This is a genomic window from Micromonospora citrea, from assembly GCF_900090315.1.
GTDB lineage: Bacteria > Actinomycetota > Actinomycetes > Mycobacteriales > Micromonosporaceae > Micromonospora > Micromonospora citrea.
Map to the genome: position 1 here is coordinate 4,212,044 of NZ_FMHZ01000002.1, position 15,657 is coordinate 4,227,700.

A 15,657-nucleotide genomic window follows, 5' to 3' on the forward strand; every position below is an offset into this window, starting at 1 on the left:
GAGCGCCCCGCCCGGCACGCTCGGCGAGCAGCGCCGCGACCCGGGAGGCGACCGGCTGATGGTGCCCGCGCAGCGGCCGGCGCCGGCGGCCGAGCAGCCGTCGCTCCCGCAGCCCGGGCCCGCCGAGCCAGAGGCCGGGTCGACCCGGCCCGCCCCGGACGAGCCGTCGACCGGCCGTCGGGCGCGCTGGGCGGAGCCGGGGCTGCCGACCTCCGCCCCGCCGGCCGTGCAGGTCCCGCCCGTCGGCACGGCGGCCAGCGGCTTCGAGGTGCCGCCCGGCTTCTACGCGCCGACCGCCGACCGCGCCGCCGAGGAGGCCGCCACGGCCGCCGGCGCGCACGGTTGGGCCGACCAGTTCCCGCCGGAGCCGCCGTCCCTCGCCCCCCGCCCGTTCCCGCCGGCCGGCGAGCGTCCGTCCGAGGCGGAGGTGTCGGCGGGCGATGACCGCCGCTCCGGCGTCGACCGCGCGCTCGACGCGGACCGTCCCTTCGGTGGGGAGCACGGCGCCGGCCGGTTCGGCGAGGAGCCCCGCTCCGCCCCCTTTCGCGCCGACCACGACGCCGTCCCCTTCCGTCCGGAGCACGAGGCCCGGGCGTTCCCCGAGGAGCGCGGCGCCGACGTCGACCGCGGCCCGGTGGTCGGGCAGGATCCGGCGACCCTCGCGGGGCGGGACCGCCCGTCGGACGCGGCCCGCACCTCGGGCCTGGACCGGGCGGCCGGCCTCCCGCACGCCTCGGAGGTCGCCCGTGCCCCGGGCCCCGACCTGGTGGCGGGCGCGGAGCGCGGGCCGGGCCTCGATCGCACGGCGGGCACGGACCGCGCCCCCGGCTTCGACCAGGCGGCCGGCGCGGAGCGGGCGCCGGGCCTCGACCGGCCGTCGGGCGTGGAGGGTGCGCCGGGCCTCGACCGGGCGGCCGGCGTGGAGCAGACGCCCGGTGCCGACCGTGGGCCGGGCGTCGAGCGCGAGCCGGGCGGCGCCGGACGGCCCCCGGCGGCCGAGCCGGACTGGTCGGGCCCGAACTGGAACCGGCCGAGCTGGGGCAACGCCTGGGCGCCCCCCTGGGCCCGGAAGGAGCCCGAGCCGGTCGGCCGGCCCTGGGATGAGCCCGAGCCGTCCGGCCGCCGGTCGCGCGGGGACGAGCCTCCGGACCGCCGGTCCCGCGACGAGCCCGCGCCGATCGCCCGCCGCTCCCGCGAGGAGGACGAACCCGTGGGCCGCCGCTCGCGCGAGGAGGATGCCGTGGGCCGCCGCTTCCGCGAGGAGGACGAACCCACGGGCCGCCGCTCCCGCGAGGAGCAGCCGCCGGCCTGGGCCGCCGAGCCACCCGGCCACCACGAGCCGTCGCGCGCCGAGCCACCCCGCTACCACGAGCCGTCGCGCGCCGAACCGGGGCACGGCCAGGAGGCCGGCTGGGCCGGTGCCGCAGCCCGCGCGGCGTACGAGCCGGCGACCGGTCCCGCCGGCCGGGCCACGTCGTCCGCGGCGGACCGGGCCGTCCCGGTACCGATGGAGCGGCCGGCCTGGGCGGGTGGGGAGCCTGCCGGCGCGCCCGTGAGCGCGCCCCCGCGCCCGTACGACCTGGCCGGCCCGGAGGCCGCCACCCCCTCTGGCGCGGACGAGGATGCCGGCCGGGCCGCCCGGCCGTTCCGGCTCCGGCCGGTCGGCGAGGAGCGGCCCCCGGCGACGCCGGAGGGGCCGGCCGCCACCGGCTCCGCCGCCGCGAGCGGGCTCGGGCGACGCGACCGCGCACCGTCCGCGCCCGCCCCGGCGAGCGCGCCTCCCTACGCGGCCCGCCGGTCCGCCCCCGAGCCGGTGCCGGCGGCCGAGCCGGCCGGCGGTGACGGGCTCTTGGAGCATCCGTCGGCGGCGTTGCCGCAGCGCGTCCCCGCCGAACCGGACGTGCCCGTCGTGCCGGAGCCGCCCGCCGTGGAACCACCCGCCGAAACCCCGGAACTCGCCCGCATCGCCACCCACCTGCGCCGGGACGACGAGCCCGCGCCGCTGCGGGAACGGCCGGAGGGCTTCGACGTCAACGCGATCCTCGACGCCGTACGGGGCGTGGCCGGCGTCCGCGACGCGGCGCTGCGCCGCACCCCGGCCGGCGCGCACAGCCTGCGGCTCGACCTGGCCGACGGGGCCGACCCGGCCGAGGTCAGCCGGCTGGTCGCCCGCCTGCTCCAGGAGCGGATGGGGCTGGCCGCCGCGCCGCAGAACGTGCCGGGCATGCCCGCCGCGCCGGTGCGCCGCCGCTCGGTCGAGCCGCGCGCGGCCGAGCCGAGGTCGCCGGGCTCCGCCCCGCCCCGGGGCGGCGAGCCGGCGTCCGCCGAGACCCGCGTGTCCGGCAGCCGGCGGGCCGGTGGCCCGACCGAGGTCCCGCAGGCCCGCGCCGAGCAGCGTCCCGAGGCGGCGCCGGAGACCCCGCGCCGCCGTCGGCAGTCCGTCACCCCGCACCGGGGTCGGGCCACGGTCGAGGAGCCGGGCTCGGTCTCCGCCGCCCCGGCCGGCGCTCCGCCCGGCAGCCCGGCGACCGTCGGCACGTCGTACTCGGGTGGGCAGGTGACCACCACGGAGAGCGCGCCGTCCCGGCCGCTGGACACCGGCGGCGTGGCCGGCCCCCGCGTGGTGATCGACCACGTCCAGGTGAGCACCTTCGGGCTCGACGCCACCGTGGAGGTGCGCCTCGTCGCCGGTGGCGAGAGCGCCGCCGGCTACTCGACGGGCCCGGCCGTCGACGGGTACGTGCTGCGGCTCTGCGCGGTGGCCGCCGCGGCGGCGGTCGACGAGCTGCTCCGGGGCGGGGAGCCCGGGTCGGACCGGGGACGCTGCTTCGTCGAGCACGCCGCGGTGGTGCCGTTCGGCAACTGCGAGGTGGCCACGGTCGTCGTGCTGCTGGTCTGTGACGGCTGGGTGGAGCAGCTCGTGGGCTCGGCGCTGGTCGCCGGTGACCCCCGGCAGGCGGTCGTCCGCGCCACCCTGGCCGCCGTCAACCGTCGGATCGAGGCGTTGCTGGCCTGAGCGCCGGGGCGCGTACGGCGTGCTGCCGTCGGACGCGGGCGCGGGCAGACTGGAGGGATGAAGCGCGCCACCCTATGGCCGGATCATCTCCTCCCCGAGCACTCCGTCCCGCCGCCCTGGCCGGGGCGCGAGGTGCGCCTCGACGGCACGGTGACGTACGTCCGGGACACTCCGGCGACCGCCTCCGGCGCGGAGCCGGCGCTCTACGTGCACGGCCTGGGCGGCTCGTCGCAGAACTGGACGGACCTGGCCGGCCTGCTCGCCGACCGCCTCGACGGGCAGGCCATCGACCTGCCCGGGTTCGGTCGCAGCGAGCCGGGGCGCAGCTACACGATCCCGGCGTTCGCGCAGCGGGTGGTCCGCTGGATCGAGCACTCCGGCCGAGGGCCGGTGCACCTGTTCGGCAACTCGCTCGGCGGGGCGGTGTCGGTGCAGGTGGCGGCGCTGCGGCCGGACCTGGTGCGGACCCTGACGCTGGTCTCGCCGGCCCTGCCGTTCCTCGACTTCCGGCGCTCGTTGCAGGGGCGGATGCTGCCGCTGCTGGCGATCCCCCGGGGGGAGCGGCTGGCCGCGTGGCGGCTCGCCCAACTCGCCCCCGAGGCGATGGCGCAGCAGGTGCTGGAGGCGTGCGTCGCCGACCTCAGTCGGATCTGCGAGCAGCGCCGGCAGGAGGCGCTGGAGGAGATCCGGGTGCGCTACGAGGCCGAGCACTACGCCGCCGCGTACGTCCGGACGTTCCGCGGGCTGGTCTCCAGCTTCCTGCGGTCGTACCTGCCGGGGGCGGGGTCGCTGTGGCGGCTGGCCGGCGCCGTCCGGGCGCCCACGCTGGTCGTCGGCGGGCGGCACGACCGGCTGGTGGACGTCCGGGTGGCACCGCAGACCGCCCGGGCAGTCCCGGACAGCCGGCTGCTGATGCTCGACGGGGTCGGTCACGTCGCGCAGGTGGAGGTGCCGCGCCTGGTCGCCCGTGCCGTGCTGGGGCTGCTCGCCGAAACGGGGGACACCGCCAGGCGGTCCGACATGGCAGGCTGACCGGGATGCCCTCCGCTCGCCGCCGCCCCGCCACGCCCTCGACCGGGGGCCACCGTGCCCACGCCTCCCCCGCGGGGCGCCGCAGACCGACAGCCCAGGCCCGGCCCGGCGGCCCCGACCTGACGCGGCCACGGCACCGCCGTCCGGGCGGGCGTCGTCGTCTGGTCGAGTTGGTCGCGCTGGTGCTGGCGGTCGGCGCGGCGGTGGCGGTGGTCGCCGACTGGCGCGGCGCCGACGTCGGCGCGGAGGTGCTCACCGCCGAGGAGATGGCTTCCCGGCCGGCGCTCGGGTCGGTCTCCGCCGCACCGGTCACGCCGACGCCCTCCACCAGCGCCTCGACGTCCCCGCCGTCGGTGCTGCGGCTGACCGGGCCGGTGCCGTCGCGGGGCCGGGGCGACTTCGGCTACGACGACCGGACAGGCCCGGTGCTGGGGGAGACCGGCACGCTGCGCCGCTACCGGGTCGCGGTGGAGGACGGCTCCGGCGAGGACGCGGGAGAATTCGCGACCGCCGTCGGGAAGGCGCTCGCCGGGCCGGGAAGCTGGGTCGACGGCGGGCTGCGGTTGCAGCAGGTGGGCGCCGACGCCCGGCACGACTTCACGGTCTACCTCGCCACCCCCGCCACGGCGGGCCGGATGTGCGCGGTCGGCGGGGTCGACATCCGGGTCGGCGGGCGGCCCTACACCTCGTGCCGGGCGCCCGGAAAGGTGATCATCAACCTGGAGCGCTGGCGGCTCTCGGTGCCGCACTACGTCAGCGGTCGGGTGCCGCTGTCGGTCTACCGCACGTACGTGGTCAACCACGAGGTCGGGCACCAGCTGGGCCACCGGCACGAGCGCTGCCCCGGCAAGGGCCGGCCGGCGCCGGTGATGATGCAGCAGACGCTCTTCCTCAACGGCTGCGTCGCCAACCCCTGGCCGTACCGCGACGGTCGCCGCTACGCCGGCCCGCCCCTGTAGCCGGTGGGCGGGCGGCGCCGCGACCGGTGGTCCCGGTGGTCGGCGCTGGCCCGTAGCCCCGCAGGTTGGCGGGGCTACGGACACTCGGCGCATCGGCGCCCAGGCGGGGAGAGGTCGCCACGAAAGGGACCGAACTCGCCTTCCGAATTGCGTTGAAGGCGCGGAAACGCCCGGATTGGCGTGCGACGCTCGGACCATGACGTCGTCGTCCCCTTGCGGCCCACCTGGTCCACCGCCGCCCCACTCGTCGCCGTCGCCGCGTCCGCGCCCGCCGTCGCGGCCGCGATCGCCGGCGGCCCTGCTCCGCGACCGGCGCGTCCTCGGGCCCGCCCTGGCGCTGCTCCTCGCGGCGGCCGTCACGGCCGCGCTGCCCCTGGCGGGCGACCCGGCCGGGGAGCCCACGGACGGCCGGGGCCGGGCGGCCCACGGGGCCGGGGCGGGCGAGCGGGAGCGGCAGACCCGTTATCCATGGGAGGGCGCGGGCGGCTTCACCACCGCGACCGGGGACTCCCCGGTGCGGGGCGTGGCCGGGCCGGTGTGGCGCTACCGGGTGGCCGTGGAGTCGGACATCGGGCAGGACGTCGCCGCCTTCGCCGCCACCGTCGACGAGGTGCTGGCCGACCCGCGCGGCTGGACCGCCTCGGAGGAGTTGCGGGTGCAGCGGGTGGCCGAGGCCGCCGACGCCGACTTCACCGTCTACCTCGCCACGCCGGGGACCTCGGAGCGGATGTGCGCCGAGGGCGGGCTGAGCACCGAGGGCTACACCTCCTGCCGACTCCCCGGGCAGGTGATCATCAACCTGGCCCGCTGGCTGGAGGCGGTACCGGACTACGGCGCGCCGCTGGAGGTCTACCGGGCCTACGTGGTCAACCACGAGGTGGGCCACGAGTTCGGCGAGGTGCACCAGGCCTGCCCGGCGCCCGGCGAGCCGGCGCCGGTGATGCAGCAGCAGACGTACGGCCTGGACGGCTGCGCCGCCAACGCCTGGCCCTACGTCGACGGCTCCCGCTACGAGGGCGAGGTCGTTCCCGGCATCTGAGTTATTCCCGTTCCCGCAGTTCGGGCGACGTGTCACTCCTCATGGCCGATCGAGGTGCGTGCGAGCGACAATGACCCGGTTCGCCTTCAGCCGATCCCGGGGAGTCCACCGTGTCGTTGCCCCCGCTCGTCGAGCCCGCCGCCGAGCTGACCGTTGACGAGATCCGCCGCTACTCGCGCCACCTGATCATCCCGGACGTCGGGGTCGAGGGGCAGAAGCGGCTGAAGAACGCCCGGGTGCTCTGCGTCGGCGCCGGCGGCCTCGGCTCGCCGGCCCTGATGTACCTGGCCGCCGCCGGCGTCGGCACCCTCGGCATCATCGACTTCGACACCGTCGACGAGTCCAACCTCCAGCGCCAGATCATCCACGGCGTCTCCGACGTGGGCCGCTCCAAGGCCGAGTCGGCCGCCGCCTCGATCCGCGAGATCAACCCGCTGGTGCACGTCGAGATCCACAACACCGCACTGGACCGGGAGAACGTGCGGGACATCTTCTCCCGCTACGACCTGATCGTCGACGGCACGGACAACTTCGCCACCCGCTACATGGTCAACGACGCGGCGGTGCTGCTCGGCAAGCCGTACGTCTGGGGGTCGATCTACCGCTTCGACGGCCAGGCGTCGGTCTTCTGGGCCGAGCACGGCCCCTGCTACCGCTGCCTCTACCCGGAGCCCCCGCCGCCCGGCATGGTGCCGTCCTGCGCCGAGGGGGGCGTGCTCGGTGTGCTCTGCGCGTCGATCGGCTCGATCCAGGTCAACGAGGCGATCAAGCTGCTCGCCGGCATCGGCGAGCCGCTGGTCGGCCGGCTGATGGTCTACGACGCCCTGGAGATGAGCTACCGCAAGATCAAGGTCCGGAAGGACCCGGACTGCGTGCTCTGCGGCGAGAACCCCACGGTCACCGACCTGCTGGAGGACTACGAGGACTTCTGCGGCGCGGTGTCGGTGGAGGCCCAGGAGGCGGTGGTCGACGCGACCATCACCGCGCTGGAGCTGAAGGAGTGGCAGGACGCCGGCAAGGACGTCTTCCTCGTCGACGTGCGCGAGCCGGCCGAGTACGAGATCGTCCGGATCCCCGGCGCGACGCTCATCCCCAAGGGCGAGATCATCTCGGGGGAGGCGCTGGCCAGGCTGCCGCAGGACCGGCAGATCGTGCTGCACTGCAAGTCCGGGGTCCGCTCCGCCGAGGCGCTCGCCGCGCTGAAGGCGGCCGGGTTCCGCGACGCGGTGCACGTGCAGGGCGGCGTGCTCTCCTGGATCAAGCAGATCGACCCGTCGCTGCCCGCGTACTGACGGGTCGGCCGAGGTCGCGGCGGGCCCTCCCGACCCCCGCGACCTCGGCCGATTCGCCGAGGCGCGATCACATCCGCGCAGGTAGCGTTGCCGCCGTGGTCGACATCGATGCCGCGGTCGGGTTCGTCGTGGCGCACGGGGACGAGGTGGACCGTGCCCGGCTCTCCCACCTGCGCAGCGGCGCGCCGCCGCCGCCCGAACTGCTCGACGCGGCCGAGGTCGGTCAGACGCCCGGCGGCGGCTGGCCGGCGACGCTGGGCGGGGACGTCGCGTCGGTCGACGCCACCTGCTTCCGCCTGTCGGAGTTGGACGACCTCGGCGCGCTGGGCCGCCCGGCGGCCCGCCGGGCGCTGGACTGGCTGGCCGCCCGGCAGTTGCCCGACGGCGGCTGGGAGGAGGACCCCGCGCTGGCCGACGTCGCCCCCGAGTGGGCCCGGCCGGGCGATCCCGAGGCGGGGTTCCACCTGACCGCCAACGCCGGGTTCTGGCTGACCGTCGCGGGCCTGGACGCCCGGGCCGCCGGCCCGCTTGACCACCGGGTCGGCGGGGCGTACGCGGGCGTCGTCCACGCCGCCGCGCAGTCGCTCGTCGCCCGGCTGCGCCCGGACGGCGGCTGGCCGTCGTTCCTGCCCGCCGGCTGGCTCGGCGCGGCCGTCCTGCACCGGCAGGAGATGTTCCACGAGGCGACGCGGATCCAGGTGCGGCTCGCCGACCGGGTGCCGGAGCTGTCGCCGGGCGACGCGGCCTGGCTGGCCGCGACGCTGCGCCGCGTCGGCATCGACGAGCAGGACTGGCTGCTGGTGCGGGCGCGCCGGCGGCTGGCGGAGACCCAACGCAGCGACGGCGGCTGGGACAGCGAGGACGGGCACCAGTTCGATGTGCACACCACGCTGAGCGCCATCCGGGCCTGCCGCTGACGGCGGCGCGATCCGGGCCCGGCGGCCCGGGGCGGCCGGGCCCACCGGCGACGGCGGCGCGATCCGGGCCCGCCGCCGGGACGGTGGTCGCGGAGGCGGGTGTCGGAGTCGTCGGGGCGGAGGGACCGGCTCAGCGGAGCTGGCTGAGCACCAGCGGCCACCAGGCGTCCGGGGCGAAGGCGGGGCGGTCGATGCTCTCCAGCACGGTGCGCAGCGTCTCGGCCCGCTCGGCCCGGCCCGCCTTTCCCTCGTCGGCCTCCACGAAGAGCGCGAACTGGTAGAGGAACTCGACGAACGTCCGGAAGTTGCTGTTGACCGCCTGGACGTCCTGCTGTTGCAGGTCGAACTGGAGGATCTCGCCGGTCTTCGGGTCGAGCACGTAGAGCAGGTCGGGATTGTCGGCGACCGCGCCGACCACGATCAGCCTGACGTCGAGCGAGCCGTCCTCGGTGCTGAGCTGGATCGTGTCGAACAGCTCGATGTCGCCTTCGAGGAAGGCGGTGTAGACGACCTCCACGTCGAGCGGGATCTCGTCGCCGGCGGGGAGCATGTCGGGGCTGAAGCCCCCCTCCAGCCACGCCTCCCGGGGGTACGGGATCAGCTCGTCCTCGCTCCACAGTGAGCGGAACCGGGGGTCAACGGCCATCGGTGGTCCCTTCGCGACTCGGGTGGCGGAAAAGCGTCAGGACGACAGGTCCGCGGCGATCAGCAGGCGCCGCCAGTTGTCGGCGTACTCACCGGCGTGCCGGCCCCTGCGCAGCCGCTCGTCGCGGACACCGGGACCGAGGACCGTGGCCACCAGCTCCGGGTAGCCGGGGCCGAACACGTGCTCGTCGAAGAACGTGGCGACGTCGGGGGCGATGACGGTGAACTCCACGTCCTCGTCGGGGTGCTCGTACTGGAAGACGTAGTCGTCCGGCTCCATCCAGTACACGTCGAGGTTCTCGGTGTCGAGGTAGATCGGCGACCCGGCCCTGATCTCGCCGCGCAGCCGGGGCGGGATGCTGTGCACCTCGTGGCCGACCGACAACGGGCTGCCCATCGGGTCGTTCTCGTTCACCGTGCGGGCCGCCCACGCCGCCGGAGTGCGGATCTCGTCGGGCGGCTCGAACCGGAAGTTGTCGCCGGCCACGTGCCCGAACAGGCCGTAGACCTCGGCGACGCCGGGCAGGTCGGGGATCGGCTCCAACGGGGTGGGCTCGCCGATGACGACGCCGAGGCCCCGCTCGGCCTCCAGGCGCCGCAGCAGCGCGAGCTTCTCCCGGATCCGGTCGAGGCGGGCGGGATCCTGCGGGCTGCTCACGGGATCACCTTCACGATGACCGGCGTGCCCTCGGGAACGTCCCGCAGCGCGACGGAGATCTCCCTGCCGAGTTCGCGGTTCGTCCAGGCGTCCATCGGCCTGAGGTTATCGTACGTGTCCGTTCCGTCCAGTTGAAGCCGCCGCTTGCCGGTCGACGGGTCGTGGACCTTGTTGCTGTCGCGGCCCGCGCCTGTGCCAGTTGCTCTTCCAGGGCGCTCTCGCCCAGCACGCCGCCTGCCCCAGGACAAGCCGTGCCGGCCCCGACCCACGCTATCGGTGCCGCGCGTCCCCGACCGCCGCCCCACCGTCCGGTGTGGCCGACGCCGCCCCCGCCGGTCAGCCTCGCAGGTGGCCGTCGCCGGTCACCACGTACTTGGTGGAGGTCAGCTCGGGCAGGCCCATCGGCCCGCGCGCGTGCAGCTTCTGCGTGGAGATGCCGATCTCGGCGCCGAAGCCGAACTCGCCGCCGTCGGTGAACCGGGTCGAGGCGTTGACCATCACGACCGCCGCGTCCACCCGGGCCACGAACTCCCGGGCCGCCGTGGCCGAGTCGGTGACGATCGCCTCGGTGTGGCCCGTGCCGTACCGCCGGATGTGCGCGACCGCCGCGTCGAGCGAGTCGACGACGGCGACGGCGATGTCGGCGGAGAGGTACTCGGTGGCGAAGTCCTCGTCGGTGGCCGGCACCACCGCCGCCGCGTGGGCGGCGACCCGCTCGTCGCCGTGCACGGTGACGCCCGCCTCGGCGAAGGCGGCCAGCATCGGCGGCAGGAAGGCGTCGGCGACCGCCGCGTGCACCAGCAGCGACTCGGCGGTGTTGCAGGTGGACAGCCGCTGGGTCTTCGCGTTGAGCGCGATCGCGACGGCCTTCGCCAGGTCGGCGGCGGCGTCGACGTAGACGTGGCAGTTGCCCACGCCGGTCTCGATGACCGGCACGGTGGACTCCTCGACCACCGTGCGGATCAGGGACGCGCCGCCGCGCGGGATCAGCACGTCGACCAGCCCCCGGGCGCGCATCAGCTCCTTGACCGAGTCGCGGCTGCCGGCGTCGAGCAGCTGCACCGCGTCCGCCGGCAGGCCGGCGTCGCCCACCGCGTCGCGCAGCACGGCGACCAGGGCGGCGTTGGACCTGGCCGCCGACGAGGAGCCGCGCAGCAGCGCCGCGTTGCCCGACTTCAGGCAGATGCCGGCGGCGTCGACGGTCACGTTCGGGCGGGCCTCGTAGATGATGCCCACCACGCCGAACGGCACCCGGATCTGGCGCAGCTCCAGCCCGTTGGGCAGGGTCGAGCCCCGGACCACCTCGCCCACCGGGTCCGGCAGCGCCGCCATCTGCCGCAGCGCGTCGGCGATGCCCGCCACCCGCCCCGCGTCGAGGGCCAGCCGGTCCAGCACGGCCGCGCTCAGCCCGGCCTCGCGCCCGGCCGCCAGGTCCGCCGAGTTCGCGGCCAGGATCTCCGGCGTACGCGCCACCAGCGCGTCGGCCATCGCCACCAGCGCGGCGTCCTTGGCCGTACGCGTGGCGACGGCCAGCGCCTCCGCCGCCGTACGCGCCCGCCGGGCCTGCTCGCTCACGCTCATCGCGCACTCCTCACAGCAGCACGAGGTCGTCGCGGTGGACGACCTCCCGTTCGTACGCCGGGCCGAGCGCCGCGGCGAGTTCCGTGGTGGACCGGCCGAGCAGCCCGGGCAGCTCCACCGCGTCGTAGTTGACCAGGCCCCGGGCGACCGGCGCGCCCCCGGCGTCCACCAGGTCGACCGGGTCGCCGGCGGTGAACGCGCCGTCCACGGCCGTGATCCCGGCGGGCAGCAGCGACTTGCGCCGGCCCACCACCGCGTCGACGGCGCCCGGGTCGAGGTGCAACCGCCCCCGGGGCGAGGTGGCGTGGGCCAGCCAGAAGAGCCGGGCCGCCGGGCGTCGGCGGCTCGGATGGAACAGGGTGCCGACCGGCTCGCCGGCCAGCGCCGGGGCGGCCAGCGGGGCGGCGGTCAGCACCACCGGGATGCCGAAGCCGGTGGCGATCCGGGCCGCCTCCACCTTCGTCACCATGCCGCCGGTGCCCACCCCGGCCCGGCCCGCCCCGCCGATGTCGACCCCGGTCAGGTCGCGCTCGTCGTGCACCTCGCTGATCCGGCTCGAGCCGGGGCGGGTGGGGTCGCCGGTCCAGAGGGCGTCCACGTCCGACAGGAGCACCAGCAGGTCGGCGTGGACCAGGGCGGCGACGAGGGCGGCCAGCCGGTCGTTGTCGCCGAACCGGATCTCCTCGGTGGCCACCGTGTCGTTCTCGTTGACGATCGGCACCGCCCGCAGGTCGAGCAGCTTGCGCAGGGTGCGGTAGGCGTTGCGGTAGTGCGCCCGCCGGGTCACGTCGTCGACGGTGAGCAGCACCTGCCCGACGGTGAGCCCGTGCCGGGCGAAGGCGGCGGCGTACCGGCCGATCAGCAGGCCCTGCCCGACGCTGGCGGCGGCCTGCTGGGTGGCCAGGTCGCGCGGGCGTCGGGACAGCCCCAGCGGCGCGAGGCCGGCGGCGATCGCGCCGGAGCTGACCAGCACGACCTCCCGGCCCTCGGCGGCGAGCGCGCCCAGGGTGCCGACGAGCGCGTCGACCCGCTCGTCGTCCAGCCCGCCGGCGGCGGTGGTCAACGAGGAGGATCCGATCTTGACGACGACCCGCCGGGCCGCCGTGACTGCGTCGCGCACCCGCCCATTCTGCGCGGTCGGTCCCGGCGGACTCCGGCGCCTTCTCATATCGTGGCCGGTCGTGAGACCTGACGAGTACGTCGAGGCGGTGCTGGAACTGGTCGAGCGGATCCCGCCCGGCCGGGTGATGTCGTACGGGGCGGTCGCCGACGCGCTCGCCGAACGCTCGGGGCGGGCGTCGGCCCGGCTGGTCGGCTCGATCATGGCTCGGCACGGCGGGGGCGTGCCCTGGCACCGGGTGGTGAACTCGGCGGGCCGCCTGCCACCCGGTCACGAGCGGGAGGCGCGGGCGCGGCTGCGGGCCGAGGGGACGCCGCTGCGCGGCGACGGGGTGGACATGGCGGCGGCGAGCTGGTCCCCGGAAGAGGGGATGTGACGAGGGCCATAACGTGAGTAACATTCGGCCCCATGGACGCGCCGCCGGGTGGAGCCGGCTCGCCGAGCGCCGCCGCGCCGGCCGCCACCACCCCGCCGAGCGCCGCCGGCGCGCTGCCCCGCCGGGTGCACGCGGGATACGCGCTGGGGTCGCTGGCCACGGGCGCGTTCGGCACCGTGCCCGGGCTGCTCCTGCTGCCGTACCTGACCGACACCCTCGGCGTCGCGGCGGGCGCTGCCGCCCTGCTGGTGCTCCTGCCGAAGGCGTGGGACGTGCTGGTCAACCCCGTCGCCGGCCGGATCTCCGACCGCACCCGGTCGCGCTGGGGCGCCCGCCGGCCGTACCTGCTGGGCGCCGGGACGGCCCTCGGCGTGCTCTTCGCCGCCATCTTCGCCGCGCCGTTCGGGGCCGGGCCGGCCGCCGGGGCGTACGTCGCCGTCGCCTTCCTCGCCACCGCCACCGCGTTCGCCTTCTTCCAGGTGCCGTACGTGGCGATGCCGGCCGAGCTGACCGGCGACTACGCCGAACGTACCCGCCTGATGAGCTGGCGGATCGCGGTGCTGGCGCTGGCCATCCTGGTCTCCGGCGCGGTCGCCCCGCTGGTGCGCGACGCGGGCGGCGGGGGCGTCCCGGGGCACCGCTGGATGGGAATCTTCGTCGCCGGGCTGATCGTGCTCGGCGCGGTCGGCGCGTTCCTCGGCACCCGCGCCGCCGGGGAGGGCGCGGTGGGGGAGAGCGAGCCGACGCTGCGCGCCCAGCTCGCCGTCGCCGGTCGCAACCGGCCGTTCCGGGCGCTGCTGGCCTGCTTCGTGGTGCAGTCCGCCGGGGTGGCCACCATCCTCGCCGGGGTCAACTACTTCGCCGACCAGATCCTGCGCGACCCCGAGGGCGGGCCGACGTTGCTCTTCGTCTGCTTCGTCGGGCCGGCGCTGCTGGTGATGCCCCTCTGGACCCGGGTCGGCGCCCGGGTCGGCAAGCTCGCCGCGCTGGTCGCCGCGTCGCTGATCTTCGCGGCGGGCGCGCTGGGCCTGGTCGCCGCGCCGGTGCTGCCCGCGGTGGTGGTCTACCTCCTGGTCGCGCTGGTCGGCGTCGGATACGCCGGCCAGCAGGTCTTCGCCCTCGCCATGCTCCCGGACTGCATCGCGTACGACACGGCGCGCACCGGCCGGCGGCAGGCCGGCGTGTTCACCGGCCTCTGGACGGCGGGGGAGACCCTCGGGCTGGCCCTCGGGCCGGGCATCTTCGGGCTGGTGCTCCAGCTCGGCGGCTACGTCTCCTCCGACACCGGCACCGCCGCCGCCCAGCCCGACACCGCCCGCCTCGGCATCCTGCTCGGCTTCACCGTGCTGCCCGCCCTCCTGGTCGCCCTGGCCACCCTCCTCCTGCGCCCCTACGACCTGACCCCGGCCCGCCTCGCCGCCGCCGGGCCCGCCCCCGCCGCCCCCGCGGCCGGGGACGACAGCCACCGCACCCACGGAAAGGGCGTCACGACTCCATGACCGACGAGAGGCCGGGCGGCAGCGCGCTGCCCGGGACCGGGCTGCCCGCCGAGCGGGTGCTGGCCGAGGTGCGCGCGCTGCGGGCCGCCGACCGGCCCACCCACGGGGGGCGGCTCTTCGCGTACGTGTACGACCCCGCCGTGCCGGGCCTGGACGACCTGGCCGCCGCCGCGCACGCCGAGAGCGCGCACGTCAACGGGCTCGACCCGACCGCCTTCCCGTCGCTGCTGGCGATGGAGAACGCGCTGGTCGGCGCGGCCGCCCGGCTGCTCGGCGGCGGCCCCGGCAGCGCCGCGCCGGACGCGGTCGGCAGCGTCACCAGCGGCGGCACGGAGTCGCTGATCCTGGCCGTGAAGGCCGCCCGCGACGCCCACCCCGAGATCGCCGCGCCCCGGATCGTGGTGCCGGCCAGCGCGCACGCCGCGTTCGCGAAGGCGGCCCACTACCTGCGGGTCGCCGTGGACACGGTGCCCGTGTCCGCGTCCACGCTGCGGCCGGCCGTCACCGACGTGGCCGCCGCCATCGGCCCGGAGACCGTGCTGGTGGCCTGCTCCGCCCCCTCGTACGCGCACGGCGTCGTCGACCCGGTCGCCGGGATCGCCGGGGCGGCCGCCGAGGCCGGAGTGCGCTGCCACGTCGACGCCTGCTTCGGCGGCTGGACCCTGCCGTACCTGCGCCGGCTCGGGGCGGACGTGCCGCCGTTCGACTTCGCCGTCGCCGGGGTCACCTCGATCTCGGTCGACCTGCACAAGTACGCGTACGCCCCGAAGGGCGTCTCGGTGCTGCTGCACCGCGACGCGGCGCTGCGCGCCCCGCAGTACTTCGCGTACGCGGACTGGCCCGGCTACACGATGGTCAACCCGGTCATCGCCTCCACCCGCTCCGGCGGCCCGATCGCCGCCGCGTACGCGACCCTGCGGCACCTCGGCGACGACGGTTACCTGCGGCTCGCGGCGGCGACGCGGGACGCCGTGGCCGGGCTGGCGGACGCCGTCCGCGCGGTCGACGGGCTGCGGCTGGTGGCGGAGCCGGAGTCGACGGTCGTCTGCTTCACCGCCAGCGATCCGGGGCTGGACCTCTTCGTGCTGGTCGACGAGCTGACCGCCCGGGGCTGGCACACCCAGCCCCAGCTCGCGTACGCCGACCTGCCGCGCAGCGTGCACCTGACGGTGACCGCCGCGGTGGCGCCACGGGTGGCGGAGTTCGGTCCGGCCCTCGCCGAGGCGGTGGCCGCCGCGCGGGCGGCCGGGCCGGTCGCGCTCCCCGGTGACCTGCTCGCCCTCGCCGGCACGCTGACCGCCGACGCGCTCACCCCGGACCTGGTCGCCGGCCTCGCGGCCGGGCTGGGACTGGGCGGGCCGGCCGCCGGGGCCGGCCCGGCACCGGACCGGATGGCGGCGGTGAACACCCTGCTCGACGCCGCGCCGCCCGCGCTGCGGGAACGCCTCCTCGTGGAGTTCGTCGGCCTGCTGCAACGCCCGACGTACTGAGGCCCGGCGGGGTGGCGGACACCGCGCCGGGCC

Annotated in this window: 13 protein-coding genes; 9 read left to right on the forward strand and 4 right to left on the reverse strand. The window is 76.7% G+C overall.

Annotated elements, in window-relative coordinates:
* The first annotated feature begins 1,240 nt into the window (after positions 1-1,240).
* From GA0070606_RS33400 to GA0070606_RS19335, 6 genes are all read left to right on the forward strand, one after another.
* Positions 1,241-3,016, forward strand: a complete 1,776-nt coding sequence (locus tag GA0070606_RS33400) for a hypothetical protein (protein ID WP_425413104.1) — start codon at positions 1,241-1,243, stop codon at positions 3,014-3,016.
* A gap of 57 nt (positions 3,017-3,073) precedes the next feature.
* A complete protein-coding gene (locus GA0070606_RS19315; RefSeq protein WP_091102363.1) occupies positions 3,074-4,048 on the forward strand; it encodes an alpha/beta fold hydrolase in 975 nt (324 codons plus the stop codon).
* Positions 4,049-4,218: 170 nt separating this feature from the next.
* Entirely contained in the window at positions 4,219-5,007 is a 789-nt protein-coding gene (locus tag GA0070606_RS19320) for a DUF3152 domain-containing protein (protein ID WP_245724743.1), read from the forward strand.
* A gap of 196 nt (positions 5,008-5,203) precedes the next feature.
* Positions 5,204-6,046: a DUF3152 domain-containing protein gene (locus GA0070606_RS19325; RefSeq protein ID WP_091102369.1), complete on the forward strand. Its 843-nt coding sequence runs from the start codon at positions 5,204-5,206 to the stop codon at positions 6,044-6,046.
* A 110-nt stretch (positions 6,047-6,156) separates the two neighbouring features.
* A complete protein-coding gene (gene moeZ, locus GA0070606_RS19330; protein WP_091102373.1) occupies positions 6,157-7,338 on the forward strand; it encodes an adenylyltransferase/sulfurtransferase MoeZ in 1,182 nt (393 codons plus the stop codon).
* A 71-nt stretch (positions 7,339-7,409) separates the two neighbouring features.
* Complete coding sequence (locus GA0070606_RS19335; RefSeq protein WP_245724973.1) at positions 7,410-8,255, forward strand: prenyltransferase/squalene oxidase repeat-containing protein; 846 nt, start codon at positions 7,410-7,412, stop codon at positions 8,253-8,255.
* Between the two features lie 130 nt (positions 8,256-8,385).
* On the opposite strand, the gene GA0070606_RS19340 is transcribed toward GA0070606_RS19335, so the two are convergent.
* The 4 genes from GA0070606_RS19340 to proB all read right to left on the reverse strand — a co-directional run bounded on the left by GA0070606_RS19340 (position 8,386) and on the right by proB (position 12,259).
* A complete protein-coding gene (locus tag GA0070606_RS19340; protein WP_091102376.1) occupies positions 8,386-8,901 on the reverse strand; it encodes an SUKH-4 family immunity protein in 516 nt (171 codons plus the stop codon).
* Between the two features lie 36 nt (positions 8,902-8,937).
* Positions 8,938-9,558 carry a hypothetical protein gene (locus GA0070606_RS19345; protein WP_091102379.1) on the reverse strand — a complete coding sequence of 207 codons (621 nt, stop codon included), beginning with the start codon at positions 9,556-9,558 and terminating at the stop codon, positions 8,938-8,940.
* A gap of 336 nt (positions 9,559-9,894) precedes the next feature.
* Positions 9,895-11,139: a glutamate-5-semialdehyde dehydrogenase gene (locus GA0070606_RS19350; RefSeq protein WP_091102382.1), complete on the reverse strand. Its 1,245-nt coding sequence runs from the start codon at positions 11,137-11,139 to the stop codon at positions 9,895-9,897.
* Positions 11,140-11,149: 10 nt separating this feature from the next.
* Positions 11,150-12,259: a glutamate 5-kinase gene (proB, locus tag GA0070606_RS19355; protein WP_176737367.1), complete on the reverse strand. Its 1,110-nt coding sequence runs from the start codon at positions 12,257-12,259 to the stop codon at positions 11,150-11,152.
* 61 nt (positions 12,260-12,320) lie between these two features.
* On the opposite strand from proB, the gene GA0070606_RS19360 reads away from it, so the two are divergent.
* From GA0070606_RS19360 to GA0070606_RS19370, 3 genes are read left to right on the forward strand one after another with little or no spacing between them, the layout of a single operon-like run.
* Positions 12,321-12,635: an MGMT family protein gene (locus GA0070606_RS19360; protein ID WP_091102387.1), complete on the forward strand. Its 315-nt coding sequence runs from the start codon at positions 12,321-12,323 to the stop codon at positions 12,633-12,635.
* A gap of 32 nt (positions 12,636-12,667) precedes the next feature.
* Positions 12,668-14,134: an MFS transporter gene (locus tag GA0070606_RS19365; protein ID WP_091102390.1), complete on the forward strand. Its 1,467-nt coding sequence runs from the start codon at positions 12,668-12,670 to the stop codon at positions 14,132-14,134.
* On the forward strand, positions 14,131-15,624 hold the full coding sequence (locus tag GA0070606_RS19370) for a pyridoxal phosphate-dependent decarboxylase family protein (protein ID WP_091102394.1): 1,494 nt from the start codon (positions 14,131-14,133) through the stop codon (positions 15,622-15,624). The genes GA0070606_RS19365 and GA0070606_RS19370 overlap by 4 nt, the downstream gene beginning before the upstream one ends.
* Positions 15,625-15,657 lie beyond the last annotated feature (33 nt).

Coding starts and splice junctions, on each gene's coding strand:
- GA0070606_RS19315 (WP_091102363.1), top strand. CDS start 3,074: ATGAAGCGCGCCACCCTATGGCCGGATCATCTCCTCCCCGAGCACTCC.
- GA0070606_RS19325 (WP_091102369.1), top strand. CDS start 5,204: ATGACGTCGTCGTCCCCTTGCGGCCCACCTGGTCCACCGCCGCCCCAC.
- GA0070606_RS19340 (WP_091102376.1), bottom strand. CDS start 8,901: ATGGCCGTTGACCCCCGGTTCCGCTCACTGTGGAGCGAGGACGAGCTG.
- GA0070606_RS19350 (WP_091102382.1), bottom strand. CDS start 11,139: ATGAGCGTGAGCGAGCAGGCCCGGCGGGCGCGTACGGCGGCGGAGGCG.
- GA0070606_RS19365 (WP_091102390.1), top strand. CDS start 12,668: ATGGACGCGCCGCCGGGTGGAGCCGGCTCGCCGAGCGCCGCCGCGCCG.
- GA0070606_RS19370 (WP_091102394.1), top strand. CDS start 14,131: ATGACCGACGAGAGGCCGGGCGGCAGCGCGCTGCCCGGGACCGGGCTG.